The sequence below is a fragment of the Longimicrobium sp. genome, assembly GCA_036377595.1.
Classification (GTDB): domain Bacteria; phylum Gemmatimonadota; class Gemmatimonadetes; order Longimicrobiales; family Longimicrobiaceae; genus Longimicrobium.
Window position 1 is genome coordinate 16,615 of sequence record DASUYB010000079.1, and the last position, 19,375, is coordinate 35,989.

Below are 19,375 nucleotides of genomic sequence, written 5' to 3' on the forward strand. Positions count from 1 at the left end.
TCACCCCGTCAATCGCGTCAATCCCGTCATCCCGTCACCCGTCACCCCGCGACCCCGTCGCGCCGGCCCGCCCCCTCGCCCGCAGCCTGTGCCGCCCGCTCCGAACCCGCGCGTCGTCCGCCTGGGCTGCGGCCGGCTCGGGCGCGGGGGCGTCCAGCGCAGCGGCCAGGGCGCTCACCGTCAGGTAACGGAACAGGTGGGTGATGGGCACCGGCTGGCCGAACGCCTCGCGCAGGCGCGCCTGCACCCGCACCAGCAGCAGCGAGTGGCCGCCCAGGTCGAAGAACCGGTCGTGCGCGCCCACGCTCTCCACCCCCAGCACCTCGGCCCACGCCGCGGCCACCTTGCGCTCCGCCTCGGTGCGCGGCGCCACGTACTCCCGGGACGCATACGCGTCTCCCTCCGGCGCCGGCAGCGCCTTCCGGTCCAGCTTGCCGTTGGGGGTCAGGGGAAGTGCATCCAGCGGCACGAACGCGCTCGGCACCATGTAATCCGGCAGGCTGCGGCCCGCGTGCGCCCGCAGCGCGTCGGCCTCCGCCGCGCCCACGACGTACGCCACCAGGCGCGTGTCTCCCGCCCCGGCCGCGCGCGCGACGACGGCGCACTCCACCACGGCCGGATGGCGGCGCAGCACCGCCTCGATCTCACCCGGCTCGATGCGGAAGCCGCGCACCTTCACCTGCGCGTCCAGGCGGCCCAGGTACTCCAGCACGCCCTCCGCCGTCCACCGCGCGCGGTCGCCCGTGCGGTACAGCCTCGCGCCCGGCTCGGCCGAGAACGCGTCGGGCACGAAGCGCTCGGCCGTCAGGCCGGGCCGGCCCAGGTAGCCCCGGGTGACGCCGTGGCCGCCGATGAACAGCTCGCCCGGCACGCCCGCCGGCTGCGGACGCAGGGCCGCATCCAGCACGTACACGCGCGTGTTCGCGATCGGGCGGCCGATGGGGATCGGCGTCTCCGCGACTTCGACCGCGTGGGTGGCGGACCAGACGGTGGTCTCCGTCGGGCCGTACATGTTGACGAGGCCGTTCGGCAGCACGGCCGTGATCTGCTCCGCCAGGTCCGGGGACAGCGCCTCGCCGCCGAGCAGGATGCGCTCGAGGCCCGACAGCGCCCCGATCCCGCTCTCCGCGATCATCATCGCCGCCAGGGAGGGCGTGCACTGCAGGTGCGTGACCGAGTGGCGGCGGATCTGCTCCGCGATGGACTCGCCGTCGCGCGCCCTGTCCGGCTCCGGCTGCACGACCACGCGGAAGCCGCGCGCCAGCGTCCAGAGCAGCTCCAGCACGTGGATGTCGAAGCTGATGCGCGTCACGGCCAGCCACGTCCCGGCCGCCGGTCCGCCCACCCGCTCGTCCATCCCGGCGAAGAAGCTCACCGCGTTCCCGTGCGTCACCTGCACGCCCTTCGGCTCGCCCGTCGAGCCGGAAGTGTAGATGACGTATGCCGCGTTCGCCGCATCGACCGGGGTCCGCGGCGCATCGGCAGAATTCGCTGCGATCGCGGCCGCGTCCTCATCCACCGAGACGATCCGCACGCCGTCCGTTGGCAGCAGGCCACGCAGCGATTCCTGCGTGACCAGCAGCGGCGCGCCGGAATCCTTCAGCATGTACGCCAGGCGACCCGCCGGATAGGACGGATCCAGCGGCAGGTACGCGGCGCCGGACTTCAGCACGGCCAGCATCGCCACCACCATCTCCGCCGAGCGATCCACGCAGATGCCCACGCGCGCCTCCGGCCCGGCGCCGAGCCCGGCCAGGTGGTGCGCCAGGCGGTTCGCCCGCGCGTTCAGCTCAGCGTACGTGAGCGACTCCTCCTCGAAGCGCAGGGCCACCGCCCCCGGCGTGCGCGCCGCCTGCATCTCGAAGAGCTCGTGGATGCACCGGTCCGCGGGATACTCGGCCCCGGTCCGGTTCCACTCCTCCAGCACGAGCGCGCGCTCCGACTCGCCGAGCAGTTCCAGCCGCGAGAGCCGCACGTCCGCGTCCGCGGCCACCTGCTCCAGCACCCGCTCCAGGTGGCCGAGCATCCGCTCGATCGTGCCGCGCTCGAAGAGGTCCGTGCTGTAGTTCAGTCCGCCGCGCAGGCCCTGGGGGGTCGCCATGAGCGTCAGGGAGAGGTCGAACTTGGCGCTCGCGAGCTCCGCTCCGATGCCGCCGACCTTCAGGCCCGGAAGCGCGCTTCCTCCACCCCCGGCGTCCTGGAGCGTGAACATCACCTGGAAGAGCGGCGAGTGGCTCAAGCTGCGCTCCGGCTGCAGCTCGGCCACCAGCTTCTCGAAGGGAAGCTCCTGGTTCGCGTACGCGCCCAGCGTCGCCTCCCGCACCCGCCGCAGCACCTCGCGGAAGCCCGGGTCGCCCGAGAGATCGGTCCGCAGCACCAGCGTGTTGATGAAGAAGCCGATCAGTTCCTCGATCTCCCCGCGCGTGCGCCCGGCAATCGGGCTCCCCACCACCACGTCCTCGCTGCCGGCGTACTTGCCCAGCAGCACCTGGAAGGCGCCCAGCAGCGTCATGTACAGCGTCGCGCCTTCGCTCCGTCCCAGCGCCTGCAGCCGCTCCAGCAGCTCTGGGGAGAGCTCCACCGGGACCGTGGCGCCCCGGTACGTCTGCACCGCCGGGCGGGGATGGTCGGTGGGCAGCTCCAGCAGCTCCGGCGCGCCCGCCAGGCGCTCCTTCCAGTACGCCAGCTGCCGGTCCAGCATCTCGCCCGCCAGCTGCTTGCGCTGCCACACGGCGAAATCGGCGTACTGCACCGGCAGTTCGGAGAGCGGCGACTCACGCCCCTCGCGGTACGCCGCGTACAGCGCCGACAGCTCCCGGAAGAGCACCCCCACGCTCCACCCGTCGCTCACGACGTGGTGCATCGAGAGCAGCAGCACGTGGTCTTCCTCGCCCAACCGCAGCAGCGCCGCACGGAACAGGGGTCCCGCCGAGAGGTCGAAGGGCCGTGCCACCTCCTCCCCGGCGCGCCGCCTGAGCGCCGCCTCGCGATCCGCCGCGCTCAACCCCGACAGGTCATCAACCGGCAGGACGAAGCCATCGAAGGGCGCCACCACCTGCACCGGCGAGTCGTCCACTTCCCCGAAGGTGGTGCGCAGCGTCTCGTGACGCCGGACGATCTCACCCACCGCGCGCTCCAGCGCCCGCTCGTCCAGCGCGCCCGTCAGACGCCATGCCCCGGGGATGTTGTAGGTGGCGCTCCCCGGCTCCAGGCGGTCCAGGAACCAGATCCGCTCCTGCGCGAAGGAGAGCGGCAGCGCTCCCGTGCGCTCCACCGGCACCACCGGCGGCAGCACCGGCAGCTCCCTGCGCCGCTCGTCCTCCACGGCCTTCGCCAGCTCCGCCACCGTGGGTCCCTCGAACAGCGCCCGCAGCGGCACCTCCACGCCGAACACCGCGCGGATGCGCGAGACCACCCGCGTGGCCAGCAGTGAGTGCCCGCCCAGCTCGAAGAAGCTCTCCGTCACCCCCACCCGCTCCAGGCGCAGCGTCTCCGCCCAGATCTCCGCCAGCACCTCCTCGGTCGGCGTACGCGGCGCCACGTAGCGCTCCTCCGCCGGGGCGAAGTCCGGCGCCGGCAGCGACTTACGGTCCAGCTTCCCATTCGGCGTCAGCGGCAGCCGGTCCAGGGCGACGAACGCGGATGGGACCATGTACTCCGGCAGGCTCCCCCGCAGGTGCTCCCGCAGCTCATCCGCCTCGACAGCCCCGACGACGTACGCCACCAGCCGCCAGTCGCCCGGCGCATCCTCGCGCGCCACGACCACGCAGTCGGTCACGTCGGCGTGGCCCCGCAGGACGGCCTCGATCTCTCCCGGCTCGATGCGGAAGCCCCGGATCTTCACCTGCCCGTCCAGGCGGCCCAGGTACTCCAGCGTCCCGTCCGCCCGCCAGCGCGCCCGGTCGCCCGTGCGGTACAGCCTCGCGCCGCCTTCCACCGAGAACGGATCCGGGACGAAGCGCTCCGCCGTCAGGCCGGCACGTCCCAGGTAGCCGCGCGCCACCCCCGCCCCGCCGATCAGGAGCTCGCCCGGCACGCCCGCCGGCTGCGGGCTCCCGAGCCCGTCGCAGACGTACAGGCGCACGTTCCCCAGGGGACGGCCGATCGGGTGTCCCGCCACGATCCCGTCCTGCGGGACGGGGTGCGTGGAGGCCAGGATGGTCCCCTCGGTGGGGCCGTAGAGGACGTGCGTCTCCGCCCCGGGGAGCGTCTCCCGCATCTCCGCCAGCAGGTCGGCCATGACCCGGTCGCCGCCCACGAAGACGCGCCGCAGCCGTCCCAGCCGGGGCGTCTCGCGCTCCGCATGCACCAGCTGCCGCATCAGCGCGGGGACGGCGTGCACCAGCGTGGCGTCCGCGATCTCCTCCAGCAGCGCGGGCGCGTCCAGCACCCGCTCGCGCTCCACCAGGCGCACCGCGCCTCCCGAGATCAGCGGCAGCAGCGCCTCGAAGAGCCAGATGTCGAAGGCGTACGAGGCCAGCGCCGGCATCACGTCGCCCTCGCCGACGCCGAACGCCTCGCGTGTGGCGGCCAGCAGGTTGGCCAGCGAGCCGTGCTGCACCAGCACCCCCTTGGGGCGGCCCGTGCTCCCCGAGGTGTAGATCACGTACGCCAGGCCCGCGTCGGAGGCGGGCACCTCCGGCGCCGCCTCCGCCGCCGTCTCCGGAAGCCGGTCCACCCGCACGAGGGTGGCCCCGTGCTCCGGCAGCACCCCGGCCGTGTCCCCCGTGGCGACCACCACCGGAAGCGCCGCGTCGGTGAGGATCCACCCCAGCCGCTCCGCCGGGTAGCCCGGATCGAGGGGGACGTAGGCGCCGCCCGCCTTCCAGATCCCCAGCACCCCCACCAGCAGCTCGGGCGTGCGCTCCATGCACAGCCCCACCGGGGTCTCGGGCCCGACCCCCAGCTCGCGCAGGTGCCGGGCGAGGACCGCCGCGCGCCGGTCCAGCGCGCCATAGGTCACGGCCTTTCGGCCGTCCAGGAAGGCAACGGCCTCCGGAGCGCGCCGCGCCCACTCGGCGAAGAGCGCGTGGGCCGGCGGGTCGGAGCTTCCGCGCTCCGTGCGGTTCCAGGCATCCACCACCAGGCCGCGCTCTTCTGCCGAGAGCAGCTCCAGCTGCGAGAGCCGCACGTCCGCGTCCGCGGCGACCTGCTCCAGCACCCGCTCCAGGTGCCCCAGCATCCGCCGGACGGTGGTGCGGTCGAAGAGGTCGGTGCTGTAGTTCAGTCCCCCGCGCAGGCCCTGCGCGTGCACGGCGATGTTCAACTCGAGGTCGAACCTCGTGGTCCCGAGCTCCGCTTCCACGCCCCCGCCCTTCAGACCGGCGAGACCGCCCGCGGGCTGGTTGCGGTCCTGCAGGGAGAACACGACCTGGAAGAGAGGAGAGTGGCTGAGGCTGCGCTCCGGCTGCAGCTCGGCCACCAGCCGCTCGAACGGCACCTCCTGGTGCTCGTACGCGCCCAGCGTCGCCTCGCGCACCCGCCGCAGCACCTCCCGGAAGCCCGGGTCGCCCGAGAGGTCGGTCCGCAGCACCAGCGTGTTGACGAAGAAGCCGATCAGCTCCTCCACCTCCCGGCGCGTGCGTCCGGCGATCGGGCTCCCCACCACCACGTCCTCGCTCCCGGCGTACTTCGAGAGCAGCACCTGGAACGCGGAGAGCATCACCATGTACAGCGTGGCGCCCTCGCTCCGCCCCAGTCGCTGGAGACGCTCCAGCAGCTCCAGGGGCAGCTCGATCCGCTCGCGCGCGCCCCGGAACATCTGCACCGCCGGGCGGGGACGGTCGGTGGGCAGCTCCAGCAGCTCCGGCGCGCCCGCCAGGCGCTCCTTCCAGTACTCCAGCTGCCGATCCAGCACCTCGCCCGCCAGCTGCTCGCGCTGCCACACCGCGTGGTCGGCGTACTGCACCGCCAGCTCCGGCAGCGGCGACTCACCGCCCTCGCGGTACGCCGCGTACAGCGCCGACAGCTCGCGGAAGAGCACCCCCAGGCTCCACCCGTCGCTGACGATGTGGTGCATCGAGAGCAGCAGCACGTGATCCTCGGCGCCCAGCCGCAGCAGCGCGAGACGGAAGAGCGGTCCCGCCGAGAGGTCGAATCCCTGCCGCTCTTCCTCCCCGGCCCGACGCCTGACCGCCGCCTCGCGATCCGCCTCGCCCAGCCCTGACAGGTCCTCCACCGGCAGGGCGAAGCCGCCGAACGGCGCGATCACCTGCACCGGCGAGCCGTCCGCCTCGGCGAAGGTGGTGCGCAGCGCCTCGTGACGCCGGACGATCTCGCCCAGCGCGCGCTCCAGCGCCGCCACGTCCAGGGCACCGCCCAGGCGCCACGCCGCGAGGATGTTGTAGGCGGCTCTTCCCGGCTCCAGGCGGTCCAGGAACCAGAGCCGCTCCTGCGCGAAGGAGAGCGGCAACGCACCCGTGCGCCCGATCGGCACCACGGGCGGCAGCACCGGCAGCCCCGCGCGGCGCATCTCCTCCACGCGCCCGGCCAGCTCCGCCACCGTGGGCCCCTCGAAGAGCGCCCGGAGCGGCAGCTCCACGCCGAACACCTGCCGCACCCGCGACACCACGCGCGTGGCCAGCAGCGAGTGCCCGCCCAGCTCGAAGAAGCTCTCCGTCACCCCCACCCGCTCCAGGCGCAGCATCTCCGCCCAGATCTCGGCCAGCACCTCCTCGGTCGGCGTCCGCGGCGCCACGTAGCGCTCCTCCGCCGACGCGAGCTCCGGCGCCGGCAGCGCCCTGCGGTCGAGCTTGCCGCTCGGCGTGAGCGGAAGCCGCTCCAACGGGACGAACGCCGCCGGCACCATGAAGTCCGGGAGCTTCCGGCGCAGGTGCTCGCGCAGGACCGCCGCCTCCACGCCGCCCACCACGTACGCCGCCAGGCGCCGGTTCCCCGCCGCGTCTTCGTGCGCAACCACCGCCGCCTCGCTCACCCCCTCGCGCTCCAGGAGCCGAGCCTCGATCTCTCCCAGCTCGATCCGGTAGCCCCGCACCTTCACCTGTGTGTCCACACGACCCAGGAACTCGATGGTCCCATCCGCCAGCCACCGCCCCAGGTCTCCCGTTCGGTACAGCCGCGCTCCAGGCTGGGCGCCGAACGAGTCGGGAACGAACCTCTCCGCCGTCAGCGCCGGCCGGCCCAGGTACCCCCGCGCCACCCCCGCGCCGCCCACGTACAGCTCGCCGGCGACCCCGACCGGCACCGGCTCCCCTCGCGCGTCCAGCAGGTAGATACGCGCGTTGGAGATCGGTCTCCCGATCGAAGCCCCCGGCGCCTCCCCCTCTGCGCCGCAGCTCCGCACCGTGGAGGTCACGCTCGCCTCCGTGGGGCCGTACTCGTGGTACAGCCGCGCGCCCGGCAGCCGGGCCCGGAGCTCCGCCACCATCCCCACGGGGATGGGCTCCCCTCCCAGTACGATCCGCCGCAGGCTGGAGCACCCCTCCAGCCCTGGGTGCTCCAGGAACGCCTGCATCTGGGAGGGAGTGAGGACCAGGGTGCTGACCTCCCGGCGGCGGACGACCTCCACCAGGTAGTCCACCTCCCGCTGTCCACCGGGCCGCACGAGGACCAGGCGGGCGCCCGCCAGCAGCGGCGAGAACAGCTCGCGCACCGAGACGTCGAAGCTGAGCGACGTCCTCTGCAGCAGCGCGTCGCCGGCTCCGAGCTCCCAGTGCCGTTCTCCCCAGGCCAGCAGGTTGATGACGCCACGGTGCCCGTTCATCACCCCCTTCGGCTGCCCCGTGGAGCCGGAGGTGTAGATGACGTACGCCAGGTTCTCCGGGGTCAGCGCCCCGCGCCCGGGATTGGAGTCGGGCCGGCCGGTCCAGGCGGAAGCCTCTCCATCGAGCACCTCGATCGGAACGCCGGATCCGTCGAACCGTTCCGAGAGCGAGCGCTGCGTCAGCAGCACCACGGGCGCGCTGTCCCGGAGCATGTAGCGCAGCCGCTCCTCGGGATACTCCGGATCGAGCGGCACGTAAGCCCCGCCGGCTTTGAGCACCGCCAGCACGGCGACGACCATCTCGATGCCGCGCTCCACGCACAGCCCCACCCGCGACTCCGGACCTACGCCCAGGTCTCCGAGGTGGTGCGCCAGCCGGTTCGCCCGCGCGTTCAGCTCCGCGTACGTCACCTCCTCGTCCTCGTAGACCAGCGCCACCGCGTCGGGCGTGCGCTCCACCTGCGCCTCGAAGAGCTCGTGCACGCAGACGCCCCGCGGATACTCCGCGTCCGTGCGGTTCCACGCCTCCACCACCGTGCGGCGCTCCGCCTCCGGCAGCACGTCGAGGCTCCCGATCGCCCGCCCGGGGGTGGCCTCCAGCGCCTCGACCAGCCGCTCCAGCGCCGTGTGCATCATCCGGCACACCCGCTCCGCCTCTGCCGGGGCCGACACCTGCGCCACCAGCGAGAACGCCTCCCCCAGGTCGTCCACCGCGAGCGCCACCGGGTAGTTCGTCCGCTCCTGTGCGCGAATGCCCCGCACACCCGCCCCGGGCTGCCCCGCCTGCTGCGAACGCCTCGTTGCGCCGCCGTAGCGATAGTTCAGCAGCGAGGTGAACAGCGGCGTGGGTGCCGCCACACCGCTGCAGCGCTGCGCCAGCGCCAGCGAGGCGTGCTCGTGCCGGAGCAGGTCAGCCAGCAGCGCATGCGTGCGCCGCACCGCCGCCTCGACCCCTTCCTCTCCCACCCCGATCCGCACCGGCAGCGTGTTGATCAACGGGCCCATCACCCGGTCCGCCCCCTCCCCGCCCCGGCCGAAGAGCAGCGTCCCGAAGACCACGTCCGCTCGGCCGCTCAGCCGCGCCAGCACCTGCGCCCACGCCAGGTGGCACAGGCTCGCCGCGCTCACCCCCAGCGCCCGCGCCCGGCGGCGCAGCCGTGCGGCGACGTCGCCCGCCACCGGAAGCCGCGCCTCCGCGATCCCGTGTCCCTCCCCCAACACGTCCAGCAGCCCGTACGGCGCCGTCGGCTCCTCCACGTCCCCCAGCATGCCGCTGAAGAACCGCTCGTGCTCCTCCCGGCTCACCCCCAGGCGCGCCCGCGCCACGTAGTTGCGGAACGGCAGCGGCGCCGGCAGTTTCGACTCGACACCCCGCAGGTGCGCCGAGATCTCCTCCCGCTGCACCTCCAGCGACTCGTGATCGCTGGTCAGGTGGTGTCTGAGCATCAGCAGCAGCCACCGGCCACGCGCGCGGTCCTCGGCGATGCACGCCCGCAGCAGCGGCGCCCGCCCCAGCTCCATCCGGTACCGGCGAGGGTCATGGCGGCGCCACAGCTGCCCGGCCGCATCCTCTGCCGCATCCAGCTGCACCTCTTCCACCGGCAGCGGCGCGTGGCGCCAGACGACCTGCACCGGCTCGCGCAGCCCCTCCCAGGCCACGGCCGTGCGCAGGACGTCGTGGCGATCGATCACCGCCTGCAGTGCCGCCAGGTACTGCTCCAGGCGCGCGCGGGTCTCGAACTCGCCCACGCTCGACAGCAGGTACGGGTCGCCCTCCCGCGACAGCAGGTGATGGAAGAGGATTCCCTCCTGCAGTGGGGCCAGCGGGTAGATGTCCTGCACGTTCGCGGCTCCGCCCGGCACCTCCGCCACGATCCGGTCGATCTCCACCTGCGTGAGATCGACCAGCGGGATCATCTCGGGTGTGAGGAGCTCGCACCCCTCCGGAATCCCGTTCGCGGGGACCTCCACCTCCGAGGACGTCCGGCCCACGGCCAGGGCCAGCTCGGCCAGCACCGGGGTGGTGAACAGCGCACGCACGTCCACGTACAGCCCTGCGCGCCGCATCCGCCCGATCAGCTTGATCGCCAGGAGCGAGTGCCCGCCCAGCTCGAAGAAGTGGTCCCACCGCCCCACCCGCTCCACGCCCAGCACCTCTCCCCAGATCTGGGCCAGCGCCGCCTCCACCTCACCCAGCGGGGCCTCGTAGCTCCGCCGCGCGTACGCATCCCCCTCCGGCGCCGGCAGCGCCTTGCGGTCCAGCTTCCCGTTCGCGGTCAGCGGCAGCGCGTCCAGGAAGACGAACGCGGCCGGCACCATGTACTCCGGCAGGCTCTGCCGCACGTGCGCGCGCAGCGCCTCGGCTTCGGCGTCGCCGACGACGTACGCCACCAGCCGCCGGTCGTCCGTCTCGTCCTCGCGCACCACGACCCGCGCTTCGCGCACCGCCGCGTGCGCCGCCACCGCGCCCTCCACCTCCTCCAGCTCGATCCGGAACCCGCGGATCTTCACCTGCTCGTCCAGGCGGCCCATGAACTCCAGGTTCCCGTCCGCGCGCCACCGCACCCGGTCGCCCGTCCGGTACAGCCGGGCTCCCGGCTCCGCGGAGAACGGATCGGGGACGAAACGCTCCGCCGTCAGCGCCGGCCGCGCCAGGTACCCGCGCCCCAGCTGCCCTCCGCCCACGAAGAGCTCCCCCGGCACTCCGATGGGACACGGCGACATGCGGCCGTCCAGCGCGTAGAGAACCGTCCCCGGCGAGGGGCGGCCGATCGGCACCGCGCCGGCCGTGGCGTCACGCGCCTTCAGGGTATGGATGCAGCAGCCGACCACCGTCTCGGTGGGGCCGTACTCGTTGGTGATCGACACCTCCGGGGCCACCTCGCCCCAACGCGCCACCACCTCACCCGGCAGGCTCTCACCGCCGACGACGAACCGGCCCGTGGCGCGTGCCGCCTCGCCCGGCGCCAGCTGCTCGAGCAGGAGCGACAGGTGGGCGGGCGTGATCTTTACGAAGCCGAACGGGCCGGACGAACGAAGTACCGTCGCCAGCGCCTCGACCCCTTCATCCGGTGCGAGCACCACGGCTTCGCCGGCCAGCAGCGGAACGAAGAGGCTGGTTACCGTCAGGTCGAACGAGAGCGACGAGTGCACCGGAGCGCCCTGCCCGCTCCCGGATGCGTACTCCGCGCCGGCCCACGCCAGATAGCGCGCGAGTCCTCCGTGCGGGATGGCGGCGCCCTTGGGCCGCCCCGTAGACCCCGAGGTGTAGATCACGTACGCCAGGTTCTGCGCGGCCACCCTGCTCTCCGGCGCATGCGCCGGCTCCCGTGCGATCGCGCTCCCCTCCACGTCCAGCCGCACCACGCGCGCGGCGTGCGCGGGAAGCCTCTGCTCGAGGGAGGAGTGCGTCAGCAGCACGGGCACCGCGGCATCCTGGAGCATGAACGCCAGGCGATCCGCCGGATACTCGGGGTCCAGCGGCACGTAGGCGCCGCCGGCCTTCAGCACGGCGAGTACGGCTACGACCATCTCCGGGGTCCGCTCCACGCACAGCCCCACGCGCACCTCCGGCCCTACGCCCAGCGCGCGCAGGTAGTGCGCGAGCTGATTGGCACGCGCGTCCAGCTCGGCGTACGTCAGCTCCGCTCCCGCGAAGACCACGGCCACCGTTTCGGGCGTGCGCGCCGCCTGCTCCGCGAAGAGCTCGTGCACGCAGCGGTTCGCCGGAACCCCGGCCGCCGTCCGGCTCCACTCCTCCAGCACCAGCGCGCGCTCCGCCTGGCCGAGCAGCTCCAGCTGCGAAAGCCGCACGTCCGCGTCTGCGGCGACCTGCTCCAGCACCCGCTCCAGATGGCCGAGCATCCGCTCGATCGTGCCGCGCTCGAAGAGGTCGGTGCTGTAGCTCAGTCCGCCGCGCAGGCCCCGGGGGGTCGCCGCGAGCTCCAGGGAGAGATCGAACCTGGCGACCTCCATGGCCGGTGCGGCTCCGCTCATCTTCAGCCCCGCGAGCGCGCCTCCCCCGCCCCCGGCGTTCTGAAGCGTGAACATCACCTGGAAGAGCGGCGAGTGGCTCAAGCTGCGCTCCGGCTGCAGCTCGGCCACCAGCTTCTCGAACGGCACCTCCTGGTGTTCGTACGCGCCCAGCGTCGCCTCGCGCACCCGCTCCAGCACCTCGCGGAAGCTCGGGTCGCCGGAGAGATCGGTGCGCAGCACCAGCGTGTTGACGAAGAAGCCGATCAGCTCCTCCACCTCCCCGCGCGTGCGCCCGGCGATCGGGCTGCCCACCACCACGTCTTCGCTGCCGGCGTACCTGCCCAGCAGCACCTGGAAGGCGCCCAGCAGCGTCATGTACAGCGTTGCGCCCTCGCTCCGCCCCAGCGCCTGCAACCGCTCCAGCAGCTCCGGGGAGAGCTCCACCGGGACCGACGCGCCCCGGTGCGTCTGCACCGGCGAGCGGGGATGGTCGGTGGGCAGCTCCAGCAGCTCCGGCGCGCCCGCCAGGCGCTCCCGCCAGTAGGAGAGCTGCCGATCCAGCGCCTCGCCCTCCAGCTGCTCGCGCTGCCAGACGGCGTAGTCCGCGTACTGCACCGCCAGCTCCGGCAGCGGCGACTCCCCGCCCTCGCGGTACGCCGCGTACAGCGCAGCCAGCTCGCGGAAGAGCACCCCCATGCTCCACCCGTCGCTGACGATGTGGTGCATCGAGAGCAGCAGCACGTGGTCTTCCTCGCCCAGCCGCAGCAGCGCCGCGCGGAAGAGCGGTCCCGCCGCGAGGTCGAACGGCCGTGAAGCCTCCTCCCCGACCCGGCGCCTGACCGCCGCCTCGCGATCCGCCTCGCCCAGCCCGGACAGGTCCTCCACCGGCAGGGCGAAGCCGTCGAAGGGCGCGATCACCTGCACCGGCGCGCCGTCCGCCTCCGCGAAGACCGTCCGCAGCGCCTCGTGGCGCCGGACGATCTCGCCCAGGCTCCACTCCAGCGCCGCCTCGTCCAGCGCACCCTCCAGGCGCCGTGCCACGAACATGTTGTAGACGGCGCTTCCCGGCTCCAGCCGGTCGATGAACCAGAGCCGCTCCTGCGCGAAGGAGAGGGGCAGCGCCCCCGTGCGCTCGGCCGGCACCACCGGCGGCAGCACCGGCAGCCCCGCGCGGCGCATCGCCTCCACGCGCCCGGCCAGCTCCGCCACCGTGGGCCCCTCGAAGAGCACCCGCAGCGGCACCTCTACCCCGAACACCTGCCGCACCCGCGAGACCACGCGCGTGGCCAGCAGCGAGTGCCCGCCCAGCTCGAAGAAGCTCTCCGTCACCCCCACCCGCTCCAGGCGCAGCACCTCCGCCCAGATCTCCGCCAGCACCTCCTCGAGCGGCGTCCGCGGCGCCACGTAGCGTTCCAACGCCGACGCGAGCTCCGGCGCCGGCAGCGCCTTCCGGTCCAGCTTCCCGTTCGGCGAGAGCGGGAGCGCGTCCAGGAAGACGTACGCGGACGGGACCATGTGCTCCGGGAGCTCCCGGAGCAGGTGCTCGCGCAGGACTCCCGCCTCCACGTCGCCCACCACGTACGCCACCAGCCGCTTCTCCCCGGGCACGTCCTCGCGCGCCACGACCACGCAGTCGGCGACGCGCTCGTGCCGGCGCAGCACCGCCTCGATCTCGCCCGGCTCGATGCGGAAGCCGCGCACCTTCACCTGCGCGTCCACCCGCCCCAGGAACTCCAGCTCGCCCCGGACCGACCACCGCACCCGGTCGCCGGTCCGATAGAGCCGCGCCCCGGTCTCGCCGCCGAAGGGATCGGGAACGAACTTCTCGGCGGTCAGTCCCGGCCGGCCCAGGTAGCCGCGGGCCACCCCCACCCCCCCCACGTACAGCTCGCCGGGGACGCCGAGCGGCGCCGGCCGGCCGGCCGCGTCCAGCACGTACACCCGCACGTTCTCCAGCGCCCGGCCGATCGCGGGGGCACGCCCGTCCGCCTCGCAGCGGGCGGAGGCCGCGCAGACCGTGGTCTCCGTCGGGCCGTAGGCGTTCACGAAGGCACGGCCCCCGCTCCACCGCTCCACCGTGGCGGCGTCCACCGCCTCGCCCGCGCTCACCACCGTGCGCAGCTCCGGCAGGTCGTCCGGCGGGAGCACGGACAGCACCGAGGGCGGCAGGGTGGCCACGGTCACCCGCCCGCGCCGCAGCGTCTCCAGCAGCCCCGGGCCGGGGAGGAGCGCCTCGCGCGGCGCCAGCACCAGCGTGGCCCCGGCCAGCAGCGCGTCGAACAGCTCCGCCACCGCCGCGTCGAAGGAAAGCGAGGCGAACTGGAGGACGCGGCTGGTGTCGTCGATGCCGAAGCGGCGGGCCTGCGCGTACGCCAGGTTGGGGACGCCGCGGTGCGGCACCATCACCCCCTTGGGCGTCCCCGTGCTCCCCGAGGTGTAGATGACGTACGCCAGGTTCCCGGGGAGCACGCCGGCGGTCGGCGCCCGCGCGCTCCCGGCCTCGATGCGCTCGCGGTCGGCGTCGAGGCAGACCACCTCGGCGGCGTGGGGCGGGAGCCCCTCCGGCAGGGGGAGGCGGGTGAGCAGGAGACCGGCGCCCGAGTCGGCGAGCATGAAGGCCAGCCGCTCGGCCGGGTAGGCGGGGTCCAGCGGCACGTAGGCGCCCCCGGCCTTGAGCACGGCCAGGAGCGAGACCACCATCTCCACGCCGCGCTCCATCAGCACGCCCACGCGCACCTCGGGGCCCACGCCGCGGCCGCGCAGGTGGTGGGCGAGGCGGTTGGCGCGGCCGTCCAGCTCCGCGTACGTGAGCGACTCCTCCCCGAAGCGCAGGGCCACCGCCCCCGGCGTGCGCGCCGCCTGTTCCTCGAAGAGCTCGTGGATGCACCGGTCCGCCGGATACTCCGCTTCGGTCCGGTTCCACTCCTCCACCACCAGCGCGCGCTCCGCCTCCGGCAGCACGTCGAGGCTCCCCATCGCCCGTCCGGGAGAGCGCTCCAGCGCCTCGACCAGACGCTCCAGCGCCGTGTGCATCATCCGGCACACCCGCTCCGCCTCGGCCGGGGCAGCCACCTGCGCCGCCAGCGAGAACCGCTCCCCCCGGTCGTCCACCGAGAGCGACACGGGGTAGTTCGTCCGCTCCTGGCCCATGATCCCGCGCATCCCCGGCAGGGCCTGCGGCGCCTCCCCGGACTGCGCGCGCTTCTTCTCTCCGCCCCCCTTGCTGTGGCGATAGTTCAGCAGCGAGGTGAACAGGGGGGTGGGCGCCGCCACCCCGCTGCAGCGCTGCGCCATCGCCAGCGACGCGTGCTCGTGGCGCAGCAGCCCGGCCAGCAGCGCGTGCGTGCTCCGCACGGCCGCCGCCGCGCCCTCGGCGCCCACCCGGAGCCGCACGGGGAGCGTGTTGATGAGCAATCCCATCACGCGGTCGGCGCCCTCGCCCCCGGCCATGCGGCCGAAGAGCACGGTGCCGAAGACCACGTCGTCCCGCCCCGACACGCGCGCGAGCACCTGCGCCCACGCCAGGTGGAAGACGCTCGCCGCGCTCACCCCCAGCGCCTGCGCCCGCTCCCGCAGCCTGCGGGAGAGCTCCGCGTCCACCCGCAGGAGCGCGTCGGTGACGCCGGTGCCGTCGCGCCACGCGCCCTGCACGCCGAAGGGAACGGTCGGCTCGGTGACGTCGCCCAGGAGCTCGCGGAAAAAGCGCTCGTGCTCCTCGCGGCTGACGCCCAGCCGCGCCTGCGCCACGTAGTTGCGGTACGGCTGCGGCGGCGGGAGCTCGTGCGCGCGCCCCGCCATGTGCGCCTCGACCTCGTCGTGGATCACGTCGAAGGTCGTGTGGTCCTCCAGGAGGTGGTAGTACCACCACAGGAGCACCCACCGCGCGTTCGCGGGGTCGGCGGCGACGAAGAGGCGCATCATGGGCGCCCGCCCGATGTCGATCCGGTGGTTGCGCGGATGGAAGCGCTCCCAGAGCTGCGCCGCCACGTCTCCCGCCGCCGGGTCGAACGCGACCTCCTGCACCGGGAGCTCGGCCCCGCGCCAGACCACCTGCACCGGCTCGCGCAGCCCCTCCCACACCACGCCCGTGCGCAGGATGTCGTGCCGGCCGACCACCCACCGCAGCCCGGCGAGGAAGGCGTCCAGCCGCTCGCGGGTGTCGAAGGCGACCCCCCAGGCGTTCAGGTACGGGTCGTGGTCCTCCGCCATCACGTGGTGGAAGAGGATCCCCTCCTGCAGCGGGGCCAGCGGGTAGATGTCCTGCACGTTCGCGGCTCCGCCCGGCACCCCCGCCACGATCCGGTCGATCTCCGCCTGGGTGAGATCGACCAGCGGCAGCATCTCCGGCGTGAGGAGTTCGCACCCCTCCGGGATCCGGTTCGCGGGGACCTCCACCTCCGGAGACGCTCCGCCCACGGCCAGTGCCAGGTCGGCCAGCACCGGCGTGGTGAACAGGGCGCGCACGTCCACGTACAGCCCCGCGCGCCGCATCCGCTCGATCAGCCGGATCGCCAGGAGCGAGTGCCCGCCCAGCTCGAAGAAGTGGTCCCACCGCCCCACCCGCTCCACGCCCAGCACCTCCGCCCAGATCCCGGCCAGCGCCGCCTCCACCTCCCCCAGCGGCGCCTCGTAGCGCCCCCGCGCGTACGCATCCCCCTCCGGCGCCGGCAGCGCCTTGCGGTCCAGCTTGCCGTTCGGCGTCAGCGGCAGCGCGTCCAGGGAGACGAACGCCGCCGGCACCATGTACTCCGGCAGCTCCCGGCGCAGGTGCTCGCGCAGCACGCCCGCCTCCACCTCGCCCACCACGTACGCCACCAGCCGCCTGTCCCCCGGCACGTCCTCGCGGGCCAGGACGACGGCCTCGCGCACCTCCGGGTGCTCGGCCAGCCGCACCTCGATCTCGCCCAGCTCGATCCGGAAGCCGCGGATCTTCACCTGCTCGTCCAGGCGGCCCATGTAATCGAGCGTCCCATCCGCCAGCCACCGGACGCGGTCGCCGGTGCGATACAGCTTTCCAGGGCCGAACGGATTTTGGACGAACCGCTGCGCCGTCAGCTCGGGGCGATTCAGGTAGCCGCGCGCCACGCCGCCGCCGCCCACGTACAGCTCGCCCGGCACCCCGATCGGCACCGGCCGCCGCGCCGGATCGAGCACGTACAGCCGCAGGTCGGGGATGCGCACGCCGATCGGGCTGCCGGAGCCGCCGAAGACGTCCTCGCGGCCGAGCGGCCGGTAGGTCACGTGCACGGTGGTCTCGGTGATCCCGTACATGTTCACCAGCCGCGGCGTCTCGGCGCCGCGGCGCTCCACCCACTCGCGGAGCGTGGCGGGCTCCAGCGCCTCGCCGCCGAACACCACCACGCGCAGCGCCAGCTCGCCGCCCCGCTCGCCGTCCACGCGGATGAGCTGCCGGAACGCCGAGGGCGTCTGGTTGAGCACGGTCACGCCCTCGCGCTGGACCAGCGCGTGGAACGCCTCGGGGTCGCGGCTGTCCAGCTCCGGCACCACCACCACGCGGCCGCCGTACAGGAGCGCGCCCCACAGCTCCCAGACCGAGAAGTCGAAGGCATACGAGTGGAAGAGCGTCCACACGTCGCTTTCCCCGAAGCCGAACCAGGCCTCGGTGGCCGCGAAGAGGCGGACGACGTTGGCGTGCGTCACCTCCACGCCCTTCGGCTTACCCGTGGATCCCGACGTGTAGATGACGTACGCCAGCGAATCCGGCCGCGCCCCGTGCTCCGGCGCCTCCGACGACTCGGCGGCGATCGCGTCGGCATCGACGTCGAGCCGGACGACCGTCGTCGCATCCGACCGCAGCCCATCCGCCAGACTGCCCGTGGAGACGACGATGGAGACGCCGGAATCTTCCACCATGTAGGCGAGGCGATCCTCGGGATACGCCGGGTCGAGCGGGAGGTAGCCCGCGCCCGACTTCAGGATGCCGAGGATGCCGACCACCGTCTCGAACGATCGCTCCACGCACAGGCCGACGAGCGTATCCGGCCGCGCGCCCAGCTTCCGCAGATGGTGGGCGAGGCGATTCGCCTCCTCGTCCAGCTCGCGGTACGTCTTCGGATGCCCGTCGAGCGTGACGGCGACGGCCTCCGGCGTGCGCGCCGCCTGCGCCTCGAACCGCTCATGGATGCAGCGGTCCGCCGGGTACTCCGCTTCGGCCCGGTTCCACGCCTCCAGCACGAGCGCGCGCTCCGGCCCGCCGAGCAGCTCCAGTTCCGAAAGCCGCACGTCCGCGTCGGCGGCGACCTGCTCCAGCACCAGTGCCAGGTGGCCCAGCATCCGCTCGACCGTGGCGCGCTCGAAGAGGTCCGTGCTGTAGTTCAGCGCGCCACGCAGACCCTGGGGGGTCGCCGCGAGCGTCAGGGCGAGATCGAACTTGGCGATCTCCATGGCCGCTCCGACGCCGCTCACCTCCAGCCCCGCGAGCGCGTCTCCCCGGCCCTCGACGTTCTGGAGCGTGAACGACACCTGGAAGAGCGGCGAGTGGCTCAGGGAGCGCTCCGGCTGCAGCTCGGCCACCAGCTTCTCGAAGGGCACCTCCTGGTGCGCGTACGCGCCCAGCGTCGCCTCGCGCACGCGCCCCAGCAGGTCGCGGAAGCCCGGATCTCCACCGAGGTCGGCGCGCAGCACCAGCGTGTTGACGAAGAAGCCGATCAGCTCCTCCACCTCCCGGCGCGTGCGCCCGGCGATCGGGCTGCCTACGACGATGTCCTCGCTCCCGCTGTACTTCGACAGCAGCACCTGGAAGGCGCCCAGCAGCACCATGTACAGCGTCGCGCCCTCGCGCAGTGCCAGCACCTGCAGCCGCTCCAGCAGCTCCGGGGAGAGCTCCACCGGGACCGACGCGCCCCGGTGCGTCTGCACCGGCGGGCGGGGACGGTCGGTGGGCAGCTCCAGCAGCTCCGGCGCGCCCGCCAGCCGCTCCCGCCAGTACGAGAGCTGCCGCTCCAGCGCCTCGCCCACCAGCTGCTCGCGCTGCCAGACGGCGTAGTCGGCGTACTGCACCGCCAGCTCCGGCAGCGGCGACTCCCCGCCTTGGCGGTACGCCGCGTACAGCGCAGACAGCTCGCGGAAGAGCACCCCCGTGCTCCACCCGTCGCTGACGGCGTGGTGCATCGTGAGCAGGAGCACGTGATCCTCGGCGCCCAGCCGCAGCAGCGCCGCACGAAAGAGCGGTCCCGCCGAGAGGTCGAACCCCCGCCGCGCCTCCTCGCCGGCCCGGCGCCTGACCGCCGCCTCGCGATCCGCCTCGCCCAGCCCCGACAGGTCCTCCACCGGCAGGGCGAACCCGCCGAAGGGCGCCACTACCTGCGCCGGCGAGCCGTCCACCTCGCCGAAGGTGGTCCGCAACACCTCGTGACGCCGCACGATCTCCCCCAGCGCGCGCCCCAGCGCCCGCTCGTCCAGCGCACCCGCCAGGCGCCATGCCGCGGGGATGTTGTAGACGGCGCTTCCCGGCTCCAGCCGGTCGATGAACCAGAGCCGCTCCTGCGCGAAGGACAGCGGCGCGGGACCGCCACCCGCGCGGGGGCGGATGGCGTCCGGCTCGTGCGCCGGGGCGGTCTGCTGCCGCAGGATCTTCTGCAGCAGGGCCCGGCGCTCCGGTGACAGCTTGTCTACTCGTCCGAGTACTTCGCTCATCGAGCCTTCGTCTCCGGTATC

Annotated in this window: 1 protein-coding gene; it reads right to left on the reverse strand. The window is 73.6% G+C overall.

The annotated features are described in order from the left end of the window. Positions 1-34: 34 nt before the first annotated feature. Positions 35-19,354, reverse strand: coding sequence for a non-ribosomal peptide synthase/polyketide synthase (locus VF092_11180; GenBank protein HEX6747845.1), 19,320 nt, complete (start codon positions 19,352-19,354; stop codon positions 35-37). Positions 19,355-19,375 lie beyond the last annotated feature (21 nt).